General features: G+C 64.7%; 17 protein-coding genes. 9 read left to right on the top strand and 8 right to left on the bottom strand.

The window, feature by feature from the left end:
- Positions 1-38: 38 nt before the first annotated feature.
- Complete coding sequence (locus tag RM2_RS17465; RefSeq protein ID WP_072690814.1) at positions 39-1,046, top strand: class I SAM-dependent methyltransferase; 1,008 nt, start codon at positions 39-41, stop codon at positions 1,044-1,046.
- A gap of 342 nt (positions 1,047-1,388) precedes the next feature.
- Here RM2_RS17465 and RM2_RS17460 read toward each other — a convergent pair whose 3' ends face one another.
- Both RM2_RS17460 and RM2_RS17455 read right to left on the bottom strand, forming a co-directional pair.
- Entirely contained in the window at positions 1,389-1,760 is a 372-nt protein-coding gene (locus RM2_RS17460; RefSeq protein WP_072690813.1) for a hypothetical protein, read from the bottom strand.
- Between the two features lie 333 nt (positions 1,761-2,093).
- The gene (locus tag RM2_RS17455; protein ID WP_169846756.1) at positions 2,094-2,414 is read right to left on the bottom strand and encodes a hypothetical protein; all 321 of its coding nucleotides are present in this window, start codon (positions 2,412-2,414) and stop codon (positions 2,094-2,096) included.
- Positions 2,415-2,464: 50 nt separating this feature from the next.
- On the opposite strand from RM2_RS17455, the gene RM2_RS26080 reads away from it, so the two are divergent.
- From RM2_RS26080 to RM2_RS17440, 3 genes are all read left to right on the top strand, one after another.
- On the top strand, positions 2,465-2,770 hold the full coding sequence (locus RM2_RS26080) for a NucA/NucB deoxyribonuclease domain-containing protein (RefSeq protein ID WP_072690811.1): 306 nt from the start codon (positions 2,465-2,467) through the stop codon (positions 2,768-2,770).
- 74 nt (positions 2,771-2,844) lie between these two features.
- Entirely contained in the window at positions 2,845-3,612 is a 768-nt protein-coding gene (locus RM2_RS17445; RefSeq protein WP_072690810.1) for a hypothetical protein, read from the top strand.
- Positions 3,613-4,556: 944 nt separating this feature from the next.
- Positions 4,557-4,880, top strand: coding sequence for a hypothetical protein (locus tag RM2_RS17440; RefSeq protein ID WP_072690809.1), 324 nt, complete (start codon positions 4,557-4,559; stop codon positions 4,878-4,880).
- Positions 4,881-5,688: 808 nt separating this feature from the next.
- Here RM2_RS17440 and RM2_RS17435 read toward each other — a convergent pair.
- Both RM2_RS17435 and RM2_RS17430 read right to left on the bottom strand, forming a co-directional pair.
- A complete protein-coding gene (locus tag RM2_RS17435) occupies positions 5,689-5,994 on the bottom strand; it encodes a helix-turn-helix domain-containing protein (RefSeq protein WP_072690847.1) in 306 nt (101 codons plus the stop codon).
- A 5-nt stretch (positions 5,995-5,999) separates the two neighbouring features.
- Entirely contained in the window at positions 6,000-6,350 is a 351-nt protein-coding gene (locus tag RM2_RS17430; RefSeq protein WP_072690848.1) for a type II toxin-antitoxin system RelE/ParE family toxin, read from the bottom strand.
- Between the two features lie 77 nt (positions 6,351-6,427).
- Here RM2_RS17430 and RM2_RS17425 point away from each other — a divergent pair, with 77 nt between their 5' ends.
- Positions 6,428-6,778: a Rid family hydrolase gene (locus RM2_RS17425; protein ID WP_072690808.1), complete on the top strand. Its 351-nt coding sequence runs from the start codon at positions 6,428-6,430 to the stop codon at positions 6,776-6,778.
- Positions 6,779-7,122: 344 nt separating this feature from the next.
- Here RM2_RS17425 and RM2_RS24605 read toward each other — a convergent pair whose 3' ends face one another.
- From RM2_RS24605 to RM2_RS17415, 3 genes are all read right to left on the bottom strand, one after another.
- Positions 7,123-7,284 carry a recombinase family protein gene (locus tag RM2_RS24605; RefSeq protein WP_169846755.1) on the bottom strand — a complete coding sequence of 54 codons (162 nt, stop codon included), beginning with the start codon at positions 7,282-7,284 and terminating at the stop codon, positions 7,123-7,125.
- 141 nt (positions 7,285-7,425) lie between these two features.
- Positions 7,426-7,788 (bottom strand): DUF2933 domain-containing protein, encoded by a 363-nt coding sequence (locus tag RM2_RS17420; protein WP_072690807.1) that lies wholly within the window; start codon positions 7,786-7,788, stop codon positions 7,426-7,428.
- Positions 7,789-8,027: 239 nt separating this feature from the next.
- Complete coding sequence (locus tag RM2_RS17415) at positions 8,028-9,227, bottom strand: prolipoprotein diacylglyceryl transferase family protein (protein WP_084721858.1); 1,200 nt, start codon at positions 9,225-9,227, stop codon at positions 8,028-8,030.
- A 185-nt stretch (positions 9,228-9,412) separates the two neighbouring features.
- Here RM2_RS17415 and RM2_RS24600 point away from each other — a divergent pair, with 185 nt between their 5' ends.
- Positions 9,413-9,658, top strand: coding sequence for a hypothetical protein (locus RM2_RS24600; RefSeq protein ID WP_072690806.1), 246 nt, complete (start codon positions 9,413-9,415; stop codon positions 9,656-9,658).
- Positions 9,659-9,730: 72 nt separating this feature from the next.
- Here the strand turns inward: RM2_RS24600 and RM2_RS17405 are convergent, their stop codons facing one another.
- On the bottom strand, positions 9,731-10,018 hold the full coding sequence (locus tag RM2_RS17405) for a hypothetical protein (RefSeq protein WP_072690805.1): 288 nt from the start codon (positions 10,016-10,018) through the stop codon (positions 9,731-9,733).
- A gap of 490 nt (positions 10,019-10,508) precedes the next feature.
- On the opposite strand from RM2_RS17405, the gene RM2_RS17400 reads away from it, so the two are divergent.
- From RM2_RS17400 to RM2_RS17390, 3 genes are all read left to right on the top strand, one after another.
- Positions 10,509-13,043 carry a heavy metal translocating P-type ATPase gene (locus RM2_RS17400; RefSeq protein WP_072690804.1) on the top strand — a complete coding sequence of 845 codons (2,535 nt, stop codon included), beginning with the start codon at positions 10,509-10,511 and terminating at the stop codon, positions 13,041-13,043.
- Positions 13,040-13,753 carry a response regulator transcription factor gene (locus RM2_RS17395; protein ID WP_072690803.1) on the top strand — a complete coding sequence of 238 codons (714 nt, stop codon included), beginning with the start codon at positions 13,040-13,042 and terminating at the stop codon, positions 13,751-13,753. Before RM2_RS17400 ends, RM2_RS17395 begins: the two co-directional genes overlap by 4 nt.
- Positions 13,734-14,853: HAMP domain-containing protein (locus tag RM2_RS17390; protein ID WP_072690802.1), on the top strand; the 1,120-nt coding region annotated here is incomplete at its 3' end. The genes RM2_RS17395 and RM2_RS17390, both read left to right, overlap by 20 nt.

The raw sequence follows: 14,853 nt of genomic DNA, 5'->3' as shown, positions 1-14,853 counted from the left end.
GGTCGAGGATGCGATGACTATCACTGAAGGGCGTGCACGTGGACTGGTACCGGATCAAGACCGCAGCAACGGGAATCAAGAGGCTCGCGACCCTGTCAGACGAGGACAAGCAGTCGGCCATCGACGCTTTTCAGTTCTTCCAACGCATGCAGGCGGGCGAACCCACCGAAACCGCTGATGAGACCAAGGCTGTGGCGGATTACTACAAGGTCCTCAACAACATGCTGTCGGTGTTCGACCTCGAGAAGCTGTACATCCCACCGATGCTCGATGCGAAGAAGGGGCTCTACGACAACCAAATTTTGATCGAGAAGGCAATACTGAAGGAACTGGCTCTGAAGGACCCCGCCAACTCCCAGCTACTCGACATGGGGTGCGGGCGCGGACGGATCTCCCACCACTTCGCCACCCTGACCGGGGGGCAGGTCTCGGGCTACAACATCGATCCGAATCAGCTGGAGAACGCCGACGAATGGGCGGCCCAATGCGACATGAGCGATCGGCTGCACTTTCAGTTCGGAGATCACCACCAGCCCCTCGACTACGAGTCCGAGTCCTTTGACGGCTGCTTCTCCTTCCAGGCCGTCTGGCCATTCTTCAAGAAGGACGAGCTGGATGCCCACGCTCAGGAGATGTATCGGGTCCTTAAGCCTGGAGCCCGCTATGCCTGCTCGGAGTACCTGCTGACACCCTTCTTCGATTGGGACAACGAAGAACACGTGGCTTTGCACAAGCTCTTCCTGCCCACACTCGCAGCGACGCAGTCGCTATATCCCACAGACGTGTGCGCAGCGTTGGAGCGAGCTGGCTTCCACATCGTGCTGTCGGCACCGTCGAAGAGTGAGGCATGGCCCTTGTGCGATCAGAAGTCCAACCTCATCCGTCGGGGCCGCAAGGCGATTCGCGGACTGGAAAAAATACGGGTCATGCCGCCGTGGGTCGAGGAATCGCTCGAGCTGCTTCAGACCGGCGGCGAGGCATGGAATCACGCCGAGCAGGCGAAGATCGCCGACCTCAACTGGCGGATCGTCGCCGAAAAGCGCTAGCTGGATCCGCCCCTGAGAAGTAGAAATCGGGGGCGGCTCGGGCACGTTGTTCGACCGATCACCGATGTCCCCACCAGGCGTCGCTCACTCGGCATTGGGAAGGCGATCGGGTCTGATGCGCATCAGCCGAGGTCGATCTCGGTGTCGAAGCGTGCGCGTGCCCGGTCTATTTCGGGACGAGAGAAGACCGACCCCGGGACCGGACCAAGGAACCCTGTTCTGATCGGCTACCGCTCGTACCCGGAATCCGTCTTACACCAGTCGAGTATGAGATCCCAATCAGGTCCTGCTCGCGGCGTGAACCTCTACACCCCGCGAGTCAACTGAACACGGTGCAGTCCCTCAGGTTAGGTCGAAAAACGTTGCGGCTTCCTCGAGAGTGAACGGGTGTCGCAATTTGCAGGCGGCATTCTGATTGGCGAACAGTCCCACCTTCCGAAGAGCGTCGGTTTTGTCGACGCTCTTGATCCACGACACCGGCAGCACCCACTCGTCGTAATCCTCATCGTCGGAGGGGTCATCGACCGAGTGCGTATACCGGCCCAACAAATCCATCTCGGAAAGCTTCCGCTCGTGGTCGTCGATCCTGACGGTGGCAGCCTCGAACGGTGTAGCCGCGCCGGTGACAGGTCGTAGCCGGGCATCTTCATCGCGTTGACCAGGAAGAACGGTTCGAGCGTGGCGGTAATGGTGGCGTCGGACACATCTTGCCATTCCTCGAGATCCAACGCGGGTTCGCCGCTCACGACCTCTAGATCGATCGTGCAGGGACCGGATTCCACGCCGGTCATCAATCGGATGTGCCCGACGCCCACCGCAATGATCTCGTTAGAACCGGTCGCATCGAGGATCCACCTGTCGGCAGACTCGGTGTAGATGTCAATCATATGATTTACCCCGTAGGCGATTCCGCGCCGAGCCCATCGCCTCTCCATGTGGACAACCTATCCCGATGCCACCTGCGTCGAGGTAAACGCGATGCGCGCCCAGGAAGAGAAGCCATTTCCAGGGCGCGCATCGTTCAGTCAACTCGAGGTGATGAACGGCTTATCGATCCGGGCCGGCCTCCGTAGTCCATCCCTCACCCGATACTGCTGGTCCTGACAACCTCGTCCACTTGCCGCCATCAGAGACGCCGACTTCTGAGTCCCGGACGTAGTCCGCAGCGCTTCGTGGTGGTTCATCGGTGATGAACGGCTCTTCCAGGTCGTCGATGTCGGCGAACTGGTCGTCGAGGGGTTGATCTTTGTTGGTCACCGAGTACTCCTCTGTGGTGCTTGGCTTGCTCGTCGAACTCGCAACCGCCACCGATGCGGCAACAGCCGCGATCAGAACAGCAGCGGTGAGAGCAATCGTCGGCATTCTCATGTGCTGAACACCATTCAGCTACAGGTGGATCCACAGACTATGGCGGAACGGTGGCGCAGCAGAACCGCAACAACACGTGCAACCTCTACAAGACGAAGCGGCCGGCGGGTAAGGACTGTGACGAGTACCCGTTCGCCACAACAATCCAGGGTGGATCGACGGACAACCGTCGAACATGGCAAGGGAGTGCGGTCGACCTCCCGAACACACAAACCCTGAATCCAAACGATCCCGCGGTGATGCCAAATCCTGGCATGAGCCTGAGCTTGATCAGCAGCCGTGCGAATCGGAGCGGCGGCGGTGTCCTGACGTGGTTCTTCCGAAAGAATCGGATGATGGACGGAGAGAACTTCTAGGTGAAGGGAAATTAGCCTGACACCCAGCAAGTACCGTCAGGTCTTCTGACAACCACAGTCGAGAAGGGTTCCGTGTGAAGCGATCCGAAGGTATCGTCTCCGTCGACCACCACCAGTTCGTGGTGGGTGAACGCGGCGCCGAGTACCTCGAAACCGTTTCACATGGAACCCTTCTCGAATCCGGACCCGGGTTCGTCTCCTTCTACACCGGAATCGCCTACGGTCCCGCCCACATCACCGTCTCGCTGCTCGACCACGCTCCAGCAGACCCGAATCAGGCGGTGTGGGAGGTCGCCGAGGAGACTACCCTGACCGCGGCATCGGAGATCGTCGTGTCCGCCACCGACGGCACCGTCGCCGACCTGCCACCGGTTCCCGCAGGGCGCTACCGGGTGCGCGCGCACGCCCGCGGCCGCGACCGCCACTACGGGCAGGAAGTCGACCACCCGGTCGAGGACTACCTGCTCGAGCTGTGGCCCGGCACCAACGCCGACACCACCGTGGCCACCCTCCACAAGTCCGACACCGCATGGTCCCCGCAGACCCAGGTCGACGAGTCGAGCCTGAACAAGGACCGCGTATACATCCGCGCCGGCTCCGGTGCCGTGGTGACGGTGCCGGCGCAGAGCCCCGAAGCCAACGCCGTCCGCGCGAAGCTGAAGGAGTTCGGCGGCAAACCTTTGACCGTGGCCCTGGAAGCGGTTTTCTCCAGCCGGTACGTCGCCGGACTCGACCGTGATCTCATCGACCGGGTGGAGGCCGCCGCACCGCAGCAGCAGCTCGCTTTTGCCCGGTGGTGCATCCACCGGGCACCTCTTTCGGGTGCATCTGCGGGGCCATGAAGACACGCCACCGAGACTGCGCGGAAGCAATGTGTTTGCCGTCCATCGGGATGTACCTGTTGATGCTTTCGCCGCCGAGCTGACCAGGGCGATCGAGCGAGTTGCCCCTGTAGACGATTTCAAGCCTCCCGCACCCAAGGGCTATCGGCCGGCGCGCACCGGTAGAACGAATGGAGACACTCCGTTCCTGGACTGGTTGCAGGGCTGACCCGCTAACGCCGCCCTTGACCGATCCCATCGCCCTCGGGTGGCGTCCTCGCACGAACGAAGACCCATCACCCTCGGATTCCGCAACCTCTCGACGAGATCGCCGCCACCTATCTCTAGACCCAGTGATTTAGCGCAGGTAGGGGACATAAACCTAGGTTTACGGAACAGCCTCTCCGCAGTCCCGCCCTCGCCGGCGATCTCGGCGACCGGCTGTCGACTTGCAGTGGGCCGCACTCATGCGGTTCGACCAGCCAGCGGTTAGATCTCGGCACAATGATCGGATGACCACGACCCAGTCCGGGTCCGTGCCGTCCATCCTCCAAGCACATAGGACACGGACGACGACCGCTGCTACGCCGACGTTGCCGTCACCCCACCGTTGACCGACCTGCAAATCGCCACCCAATTCCCCACCCTCGGAATCAGACTCGGCGACCCCCGCCCCCACACCCGCGGCAAAATCCGCGAATACCTCACCCTGAAAAATCCCACAACCCGGAGCACCAACCCCACCACTGGCACCCCGGAACGGTTTTCGGGAGTACCGGTTACCGGGGCGGTAAGGGTCCGTGAAGAGTCTGCGGGAAGGGTGGAGTCGTATCAGGTTCGAAATCGAATCCGTCAGACCTGTCGGCTCGGCAGGCGTGGTGTGCCCGTAGAGCCACGAAACTAGGCAGAGGGAACCTCAACACCCTAAGCTGACCCCAACCACATCAAAAGAGGGGGACAACCCAATGTTCGGACAGAAGCAAGACAACGAGCTGTATCTTCCCGTACCTCCAGCGGCCGCATTTGCTGCGCTGAAATCCGCTGTCGAACAGCGTTTCACGCTCAAGTCGGCTGAAGACTTCACCATGTCCTGCACCTTCACCAGCGGTATGAGTGCATTTACATGGGGTGAGAAGTTCAGTGCCCAAGTCGTTCCGGTCGAAGGCGGGGCCACGATCAAGGTCAGCGGTGTCGGAAAAATCGGCGCCCAGATTCAGCAGAACGCCCGAACCTCAAAGCTCACTAACCAACTGTTTTCCGATGTGACCGCAGCGCTACGTCCTTCCTGACTCAGGGTGAGGTTTCCCCCGGATGGTGGACACCGCGCCTGCCGCAGCGAGAGGCCAGTGCCGTCACGGGGACGCTGTTGCCGCGGTGTCTACAACGTCATAACGTTGGCGCGTTACGCCGTTTGGTCGCCTGCATGACCACGCTTTGCTGATAGGTGGGCCACCTTGCAGCGCGGCTTCCTTCACTTCAGGTGCCGGTACAGCGTCGTCCTTCCCACGCCAAGGATTTCGGTGGATTTTCGGCGACTACTACCGGAACCCCGGCTCGTACTCCCTGTGCACGATGGGCGATAGCCGAGGCGAACGCGGCGATCGTGCCCGGGTAGACCCCCACCGTGGCGCGGACGCGACTACCTCGTCGAGCTCGGCATCCCCGCCGACTTCCTGCCCACCACCGGCGAGTACGCGCGAAGGCTGTGCCCGGACAAAGTTGTAGAGCCGGCATACTTGCTGGGCACTTCAAGGTAGCCCTACAACAACGATCGGGTCGCCCGAACCGACGTAGGCAACCGTGAACCGGACCGAGTTTGATGCAGAACTCAGTGCGTGGCTCCGGCGAGTTGCCGGGGTTCGTGTAGAGCGTAGTGGTTTGCCTCGGACTCGGCCGGCGGAATGTACCCGAGTCGATGTGGACGTTGAGCCGTCGCGTGATCGCCGGCGGCGCGCCGGGTGTTGATCCGGTAGGTGCTCACGGTCGATTTTCGCGAGGCCGCGTTCTGCAAGGGGATTCTGCCGCAACGGATCCCGATGTGGAGAACGAGCTCGGCGGATTTGGCCTGCTGACCGACGATTCGATTACCGGTGGAGGTCAGGCGATTTGGAAGCGGTCGTCGCCGAGTTCGACCTCGACCCGCAGGGAGCCCCCGACTGCCTCGACGTACCTGCGCAGGGTTTCGATCTGGATATGCGCGAGGTCACCGCGCTCGATGTTGGAAACGCGGTTCTGGCCGACGCCGAGACGGTCAGCGACCTGACCCTGCGTCATCGCTGCACTCTCTCGGAGCTCCTTGAGCCGGTATGCCCGGACCTCCTCGATCATGCGGTCCTTGTGTGCGTCTACAGCGGCCCTGTTGACGGGCCGCTGGACGAGTATGTCGTCGAGACTCTTCGCCATCACATTCACTTCCCTTCCAAACTCTCGAGGTGGGTGTCGAAGCGGTCGTCGGCGATCGGGATGTTCGTCTTGTACCACTTCGTCCACTGACCTGATTTGTCCCCTGCGATGAGTAAGATCGCCTTCCTGTCGGGGTCGAAGGCGAACAGCACGCGCAGTTCCGAGCGCCCACTCGATCCCGGTCGTAGCTCCTTCATGTTCTTGTGGCGGGATGCTTTCACCGTGTCGACCAGGGGTCGGCCGAGCTGAGGTCCACGTTCTTGCAGCAGTTCGAGCGCCGCGACGACCTGCTCGTAGGACGACTGATCCAACTGGTCGAGCCATTCCCCGACGAACTCGACGTCCACGCTCCAGATCGACACAACCCAAGAATATCACTTCTGAGTGATATCACATATAGGTGTTCCAGAGGCCGTCGGCGGCCTGAAACTGACTGCGCAGCTGCGCGTGTTGGGGTCCGGTAGTAATCGCCGGGATCGCCCGTCTCACCGACGGAACCCCGGTGTCCCCTGGGGATCTGGCCGGACAGGTCACCCAAGCGCTCCGCAACACCGCCGCCGGTCTCGCCGGGGCAGGCGCAACCTTCGGCGACTTGCTCCGGCTGACCTTCTACGTCACGGGCTGGCAGCCCGAGAAGATCGGCGAGTTCATGGCAGGCGTCGAGCAAGTTGCCGAGGAGATCGGGCTTTCGCTACCGATGCCACCGGCCTCCCTCATCGGCGTGGACTACTTGTTCGAGCCGGACGTGCTGGTCGAAGTTGGAGCAACAGCCATCCTCGACTGATGTCCCACCACCGCTGCGGACGCCGTGGTGGGCGATGCGGCCGCCCGCAAAGTCACGACGAAACCGCCGTTCACGGTGAGCGGCGTCCGCTAGGGGGATTCATTCACAATTGCACCTACAGGTCTGGGATTGAGGTGGGTGGACTGGGTGGATCGTCGAGGTCGTACTCGCAACAATCGACAGTTGCCAGTTGACATCTACTTGTTGTTTTCCCTGCCATCACTGTCGAGTTGCACTGAGGATTAGCGGGACAAACTGCGGTACTTTGACGGAACTCGGGCGGGTCGAAAGGGCTCGCTAATCTGGGTGCAACGGGTGAGCGAGCAGCAATGCAGCGAGGGGGATCACCCGAGCGCCGGCATGATCCTTGTACGCGCCACCATCACGCAGCTGGTCAGAGTGATGGTCTTGCTCGAGATCGTGTCGACGAACACGTTCTCGACGTCGATCTGGTGATCGGGGTTCTGGTCCCAGGTCGAGACGCGGGCGTACGCGTACTTCGCCATGAATGAGTCTCCAAAAGAGTTTTGGATCGTTTATCGGACGGTGAATGCGAGACCAAGTTGCAAGACCCATGTGACCTGCGGGGGAGTGGTCGCCGGTAATGGGTCTTGAAAACGATCTTGCGTCGGCTTCCCTCCAGTGGGTCATGGACGGGTGTCGGCCTCGTTGTTCTTGGTCATCTCGACCGAGGGGAGCTGCGGCGCGGAGCTGCGTTGGGCGTTCACGGTTTTGAGCAGACGCAGCTCGCTTTGCAGGCCCGTGATCTGCTTGCCGAGGTCGGCCTCCGTCGCCGTGGAAGGGCCGGCCGGCTGGGGCTTCGCCGCCGCGTCGCCGGAGCCGCGATCAGCTTCCCGGCCCTTCATACCGCGCATCATGAAGATCATGGTCAGTGGGCAGACGGCGAGGATCAACAGCGGCAGCGCCACGACCGCCCACCCGGGTTCTAGGAGGAGCAGGCCGACAGCGACGGCGCCGAGGCCGATGAGGACTTTCTTGTTCAGACACATGAAGAACACTCCAAGAGGGTGACCCCGGGCGTTCCCGGGTACGGGCTTCTATAGGGAAAAGTTAGGCGTGACCCGTGAAGGGGTGATGAGCACGCAATGAGCGGCCCATGTGGTTACCCGACCGCCGGATCCGGGTGCTTGTAGCGGCCTCAGTCAGGACGAAGACGGGCGAGGCGCCACCGGATGTTGTATTCCGGGTGGGGGACTCGCAAGCATGCACCCTGGGGTGCCCGCCCAGCCTATCCAAGCGCGATCAGCGCGACGTCGGCGGCGATGATTGCGATGCAGGTGGCGATGGTCGTGTGCCGCCCTCGCCGGGTGTGCGGATCTGCCCGGAAAGGGAACAGCCATTGACGGACCAACGTATAGGTTGCGGTGGCCCCGACGAAAAGTGTGCCGGCGACCGGCAGGTCGAGGGTGAGCGCCATAGCCAGCGTCGCGCTACCGATGATCAGCGCCGCGACCGCTTCGATCAGCTGGACGGGTATGCGTGTGACCGCGACCCTGCGATCCGAGGACCACAGTCCCCATCGTGACACCGTCGGCCTCCCCGAACAGCATCCGGTCAGGAAGCAACCCGGCCGTCCGATCGCCATGCCGAGGAACAGTCCCGGTGTGGTGGCGTCGAGCAACGTGCCAGCGCCCAAGCCCATAAGTGCTCCGCCCGCCACCAGAACGCTCAGTGCGACGAGCAGGAATCCCTGGATGCAGGCGCCGGCGTGCACGAAGTTTCGCGGGTGCTGTCGGTGCAGCACGAGGTACCACACTTTGGCTCCGACGTATCCGAGCAGGCATCCGACAATCGAGATGGACACCGCGGCTGCGGGATTGACGTCCGTTCGGGCGAGGAGGAGTGCTTGGATCAGGATGGCCACGACGGCGCCGGACCCGACCAGCAGGGGCCAGGTCCACAAGCGCACGCTGGGCCCGTGGGCGAGCGGAGCGATGCCCGTGGTGATGACGGAAGTCTGGGGCTGCTGATCGGTCCGATCCGACGCGTAGGGATCTATTCGTGATGCGCTGACATGCCATTGTCCGGTCGGGATACCGTGCACCCTGCCGGTGACGGCGAATCGCCCGCTACCCGCGGGAATGTCGGAGGCGAGAGTGGTGTGCTCGAATCGGGGACGCTTGTCCGGTGGGGTGTCGGAATCGATACGCACCCCGGTGAATCGGATCGATATATCCTGCGCCGGTCCCTCGGGTGGAGCCTCGCCCCAGTAGGTGGCAGCAAGCCCCTGAGGCTCGATGTCGGCGAGCGCCTCTGCGCATCCGCCGCCAGGAGTTGCCGAGTCAGCGGTATCGTGCACGGGCGGTGGCTGCGGCACCGGGGAAGTGTTCGTCGGCTTCGCTTGCGCCGTCGTGGTGCCGGCGCTCCTGCTGCGGAGGTAGTCGGTCGCGACAGCACTAACCGCGTCGCTGACCTTGTCCTCTGACATCTCTTGTGTAGCAAACGGTGTAGCTAGATCGATGACGCCTGCCCTGTGTCCCGACCGGGCCCTGGGTGGCCGTGCGCCGGATGTATGAGCCGTGCGTTGTGTGCCTCGTTGTCCGGGCGCTGACGAACGTTGTTTGGTTCGTGCCTTGTTGGGCCTCTTCCCCACTTCAATGGCCCCCATCTCGTGTGATCGGTCGCGATGCAGCAGACACCAGACCCTTCGGTGCTGAACTGCGCGGCGCATCGTGCACCGACGGCGGTGAGGGCCGGGTCAACGCCCCCATATCCGGGGGCGTCGATCCGGTCAAATACGGCGTCGGTGCGAAAGCCGTCGCGTCGGCGAGGGCGGTGAAGTCGATATTGCGGCGGCGGGCGATCGAAGCGCCGACCGCCGCGTACCGGTGGTACATCAGCGGGACGAGGGTCGGGTAAGGACTGAATCGACTCGGGCAGGAGGCGAGCGTGATCGGATCACGAGTCGGCGTCGTCACTTGGCGCCGCCCATCATGCCGTCATCGATTCGCCCGCACCCATCATCGAGTGCATGGACGCGCTGTCATGGCCTGCCATCATCTCGCGCATCGTGGTTTCGGCTGCGCCGCGCTCGGCTTCGGGCAGTTGGTCGGTGCACTGCCGGATCATGGTGTCGGTGGCCGGGTCAGGCTCAGCCGCCGGGACGGTTGCCGAGGTTGGCGTGGCTGGCGTCGGCTGTGCGGCGACGGCGGTGGCGGCACCGAGGCCGCCGAGCAGGGCGGCGGCTACGGCCACCCCGATGGTGATGCGCCTGATCATGATCGCGGTTTCCCTTCTGTCACTTTACGGTTCGATCCCGAAATTAGATGGGCGCTGTGAAGGACCGATGAAGCCGCCATGTGGGGATGCTGTGGTCTGTCGTGGTCCGAGGGGCGAGCGGTGGCCTTACCCCTGCGACTGCCGAACATCCCGGATCGGGCCCTGACCTGTGAGATCGACCCGCGTCCGGTGGGTATTGTCGGCGGTATCGCGCCCGCGTCGCACATTCCACTGCACCAAGCGGCCATTGTTACCCCCAGGGGGTAGTCGTAGGGTGCAATGCAGGAGGTAGTGATGAAGCATCCCGAGTCGTGGAACAAGTGCCGTCGGGTCGACGAAGCCCAGGCGCCGCCGTGACGGAGGCGTCGGTCGTGGACGTGAGCACATTGACTCGGCCCGCCGAAGAAACCGGGGATGTTTCGCGCGGTCTCGGCTCGGCAAGTGAACATTCCGGTTATGTAATGGCAAGTCGGTTGACGAGGAGAATGTCATGAGCACAGCGGACATCGGGGTCCTTGCCGGAGCGGTCGCGCTGATCGCATTCCTGGCCTGGTATTTTCTGGGCCCGAAGAAGTCTTGGGACGCCGAACTGCGCGGCGGCGTCCAGGGAATCGAGATCGTGGTCAAAGGCGGGTATTCCCCCGACGTGATCCGGGTCCGCCAAGGGGTTCCGGTCCGCCTGGTCTTCGACCGGAGGGAGGGCGGGGACTGCACATCCCGGGTCGTCTTCCCCGATTTCGCGCTCACCGAGTCGCTCCCAGCGTTCGGTCGGGCCGAGGTCGAGTTCGTGCCCGACACGGCGGGCCGGTTCGGGTTCTCCTGCGGGATGAACATGGTGCACGGCACACTGCTGGTCGAACCGGGTCCCGGAGACGGTGCGAGTGCCGCGACCGGTGTCTCAATGCCCCCGGTCACCGAAGCGGAGCGGGCCCCCGGCCCCCCAGGTCCGAGTGGTGGGGCGCAGGAGGATACCGAGGCCGTCGACCGGCAGGCGGAGATCGCTGACCTGACCCGGCGGGTGATCGTCGGTGTAGTCCTTTCGCTGCCCGTGGTGGCGGCGGTCATGCTCCACGAGGTCTTCGGCGCCGACGTTCCCGGTCTGCTGCTCAACCACTGGTTTCAATTCGCGCTGATCACACCGGTGATGTTCTACACGGGCTGGCCGATCCACCGGACCGGGTGGCTGTCCCTGCGTCACCGCAGCGCCGAGATGAATGCGCTGATCACCCTTGGCACCTGCGCGGCGTACGGCTACAGCGTGCTGGTCACGGTGGCGCCCCGCCTGCTGCCCGAAGGCGTCCGGGAGGTGTACTTCGAGGCGGTGGGGGTCATCCTCACCCTGATCCTGCTCGGGCGCCTCGTCGAGTCAAAGGCCAAGGCCGGCACCGGGCAGGCGATCCGCGCCATGCTGGGCCTGCAGGCGCGAACGGCCCGGGTGGTGCGCGGCGGCACGGAGGTCGAGGTACCGGTCGAGCAGGTCGTCGCCGGGGACACCGTCATCGTCCGGCCGGGCGAGAAGGTTCCGGTCGACGGTGTGATCGTCGACGGCCACTCCACGCTCGACGAGTCCATGGTGACCGGAGAGTCGCTGCCGGTGACCAAGGGAGTCGGCGACCAGGTCGTGGGCGCGACCATCAACCAGACCGGCGCCTTCCGGCTGAAGGCCACGAAGATCGGCGCGGACAGCGTGCTCGCCCAGATCATCAAACTGGTCCAGCAGGCGCAGGCATCCCGGGCCCCCATCCAGCGCATCGCCGACCTGGTGGCCGGGTACTTCGTCCCGGCGGTGGTCTTCATCGCCATCGTCACCTTCACCGTGTGGTTCGTCGTCGGTCCCGAACCGGCCCTGACCCTGGGGCTGGTGTCCGCGGTGTCCGTGCTGATCATCGCGTGCCCCTGCGCGCTGGGACTGGCCACACCACTGTCGGTCATGGTCGGCACCGGCAAAGGCGCCCAGGCGGGCATCCTCATCCGCTCCGCCGAGGCGCTCGAAACCGCGCACCGGCTGGACACGATTGTGCTGGACAAGACCGGGACCATCACCCAGGGCCGTCCCGCCCTCACCGACATCATCGCGGGCGACGGATTCACCGAGATCGAGGCGCTGCGGCTGGTCGCCTCGGCCGAGCACCTCTCCGAGCACCCCCTGGGGCAGGCGGTCGTGCGCGGCGCGGCCGAGCGCGGCATCGAACTAGCCGAGGTCACCGACTTCGACTCACTCACCGGACACGGCATCACCGCCACCGCCGACGGGCACCGTCTACTCGTCGGCAAGGCCGCGCTGCTCGCCGATCAGGGCATCGACCCGGCGCCCCTTCAGGCGGCGGGGGACCGGCTCGCCGCCGACGGCAAGACGCCCCTCTTCGCCGCGGCCGACGGGCGGCTGCTCGGCGTGCTCGCGGTCGCCGACACCGTCAAGGACGACTCGGCCGCCGCGATCGCCGAACTGAAGCGTCTCGGCCTCGAGATCATCATGATCACCGGCGACAACCGGCGTACCGCGCAGGCCATCGCCGCTGAGGTAGGCGTCGAGCGGGTCCTCGCCGAGGTACTGCCCGAACACAAGGCGAGCGAGATCCGCCGCCTGCAGGACGAGGGCGCACGCGTCGGGATGGTCGGTGACGGAATTAATGACGCGCCGGCGCTCGCCCAGGCCGATGTCGGCTTCGCCATCGGCACCGGCACCGACGTCGCCATCGAGGCCGCCGACATCACCCTGATCTCCGGCGCGTTGGCGGGTGTGGTCACGGCGGTGACGCTGAGCCGGGCCACCCTCGGCAACATCCGCCAGAACCTGGTCCTGGCGTTCGTCTACAACACCGCCGGCATTCCGCTGGCCGCCGGTGTCCTGTACCCCGTCACCGGCTGGCTGTTGAGCCCGATCGTCGCCGCCGCGGCGATGGCGCTGTCCTCGCTGTCGGTGGTGAGCAACGCCAACCGGCTACGCAGGTTCACCCCGCCCGAGCTCCCCGCCCGGCCGCGCACCCAGCCCGCCGATACTGCGCCGATGGCGGGGCGGTCATGACCACCGCGACCGTGCTGATCGTCGACGACGAGGTGAAACTGCGCGCCCTGGTGCGCGACTACCTCGAGCGTGAGGGCTACACCGTGCTCGAGGCGGGCGACGGCCGCCGCGCCCTCGACCTGGCCTGGCAGGCCCATCCCGATCTGATCGTCCTCGACCTCGGACTGCCAGGACTGCCCGGAGAAGAGGTGGCCCGGCTGCTCCGCAAAGCCGGCGACGTACCCATCGTGATGCTCACCGCCAAGGCGGGTGAGAACGACCGGGTGATGGGTCTGCGGCTCGGCGCCGACGACTACGTCGTCAAGCCGTTCAGCCCCCGCGAGCTGGTCGCCCGGATCGAGGCGGTGCTGCGCCGGACCCGCGGCTCGCGGACCGTGCTCGAGGAGGCCACCTCCTACGGGCAGGGCCGACTGCGGATCGACAAGGAACGCCGCGAAATCTACGCCGATGCCGAACAGGTCGAACTCACCCGCATGGAATTCGATCTGCTCGCCGCGCTCGCCTCCCGCCCCGGCCGCGTCTGGAGCCGAACCGAGCTCGTCGGCCGACTCCAGGGCCACACCTTCGAGGCGTACGAGCGCACCATAGATGTGCACGTGAAGAACCTGCGGCGCAAGCTCGGCGACGTCCCGCCCTCCCATCTGGTCGTCACGGTGCCCGGCGTCGGCTACAAACTGGGAGTCGATCGTGATGTGGACCGGAATGCGTGAGCTGCTGCACGGCCGCTTCGCCCGCCGCCTCGCCCTGGCCTTCGCGGCGCTGGGCATCGGCACCGCGGTGCTGACCGCGGTGCTCGTCAACACCGCATTCACCGCACGGTTCGAGGACTACCTCGGCGAACAGCAGAGTACGAGCCAGCAGCGGCTGGTCTCGTTGTTCGTCGCGGACTACGCCGACGCCGGGGGCTGGAACTCGGCCTCGTTGGACCAGCTCGCGCCGACGGTCACCATGACCGGATCCGAGGCCGAGTTGCTCGACCACACGGGCCGGCCCGTGTGGTCACTCGCCGACTCCAACGTCGATGCCACCACGCTGGCCATGCACCGGCAGATGATGGGCTCCGGTGACCTCGGCCCGCCCCGCGAATTCCCCATCATCGTGAACGGGCAGCAGGTCGGCAGCCTGCAAGTCCGCGTCCCTCAGGGTGTGATTCCCGCCGTCGACAAGGACTTCCAAACGTCCGTCAACCGCCTGCTCGCGGGCGGAGCCTTCGCCGCCGCACTGGTCGCCCTGATCGTCGGCCTGTTCATCGCCCGCCGCGCCACCGCCCCGATCGCCGAACTCACTCGCGCCGCCGACGATTTGGCCGCCGGCCAGCGCGAGCGCCGCGTGAGCACCATCCCCAACAACGAGATCGGCCGCCTGGCCATCGCCTTCAACACCATGGCTGACCGTGTCGAGCAGGAGGACGAACTGCGTCGCTCCTTCGCCGCCGACGTCGCTCACGAATTGCGCACCCCGCTCGCCATCCAGCGCAGCCAGATTGAAGCCGTCCAGGACGGCATCAGCGAACCCACCGAACAGGTCATCGCCTCCCTGCACGAGGAAACGATGCGCCTGAGCCGTCTCGTCGCGGACCTGGAGACCATCGCCTCGGCCGACGCCGCCGCCTTCACCCTGCAGCGCGAACCGCTGTCGCTGACCGCGCTGGTGCACGACACCCTCTTGGGGCTGGCCGGCTCCTTCACCGAGGCGGGGCTGACCGTGGGCACCGACCTCGACGACGTCCGAGTCGACGGGGATCCGGTGCGGCTGCGGCAGATCATCACAAATCAGCTGACCAACGCCAGCAAATTCGTGCCTGCCGGCG

This window comes from Rhodococcus marinonascens NBRC 14363 (assembly GCF_001894885.1).
In the GTDB taxonomy this organism is placed as follows: Bacteria; Actinomycetota; Actinomycetes; order Mycobacteriales; family Mycobacteriaceae; genus Rhodococcus_F; species Rhodococcus_F marinonascens.
The sequence above is the reverse complement of the archived record's forward strand: the minus strand, read 5'-3'. Positions and strand labels throughout refer to the sequence as shown.

Coding starts and splice junctions, on each gene's coding strand:
- RM2_RS17460 (WP_072690813.1), bottom strand. CDS start 1,760: ATGGCAAGATGTGTCCGACGCCACCATTACCGCCACGCTCGAACCGTT.
- RM2_RS17455 (WP_169846756.1), bottom strand. CDS start 2,414: ATGAGAATGCCGACGATTGCTCTCACCGCTGCTGTTCTGATCGCGGCT.
- RM2_RS17440 (WP_072690809.1), top strand. CDS start 4,557: ATGTTCGGACAGAAGCAAGACAACGAGCTGTATCTTCCCGTACCTCCA.
- RM2_RS17435 (WP_072690847.1), bottom strand. CDS start 5,994: ATGGCGAAGAGTCTCGACGACATACTCGTCCAGCGGCCCGTCAACAGG.
- RM2_RS24605 (WP_169846755.1), bottom strand. CDS start 7,284: ATGGCGAAGTACGCGTACGCCCGCGTCTCGACCTGGGACCAGAACCCC.
- RM2_RS17420 (WP_072690807.1), bottom strand. CDS start 7,788: ATGTGTCTGAACAAGAAAGTCCTCATCGGCCTCGGCGCCGTCGCTGTC.
- RM2_RS17415 (WP_084721858.1), bottom strand. CDS start 9,227: ATGTCAGAGGACAAGGTCAGCGACGCGGTTAGTGCTGTCGCGACCGAC.
- RM2_RS17405 (WP_072690805.1), bottom strand. CDS start 10,018: ATGATCAGGCGCATCACCATCGGGGTGGCCGTAGCCGCCGCCCTGCTC.
- RM2_RS17400 (WP_072690804.1), top strand. CDS start 10,509: ATGAGCACAGCGGACATCGGGGTCCTTGCCGGAGCGGTCGCGCTGATC.
- RM2_RS17395 (WP_072690803.1), top strand. CDS start 13,040: ATGACCACCGCGACCGTGCTGATCGTCGACGACGAGGTGAAACTGCGC.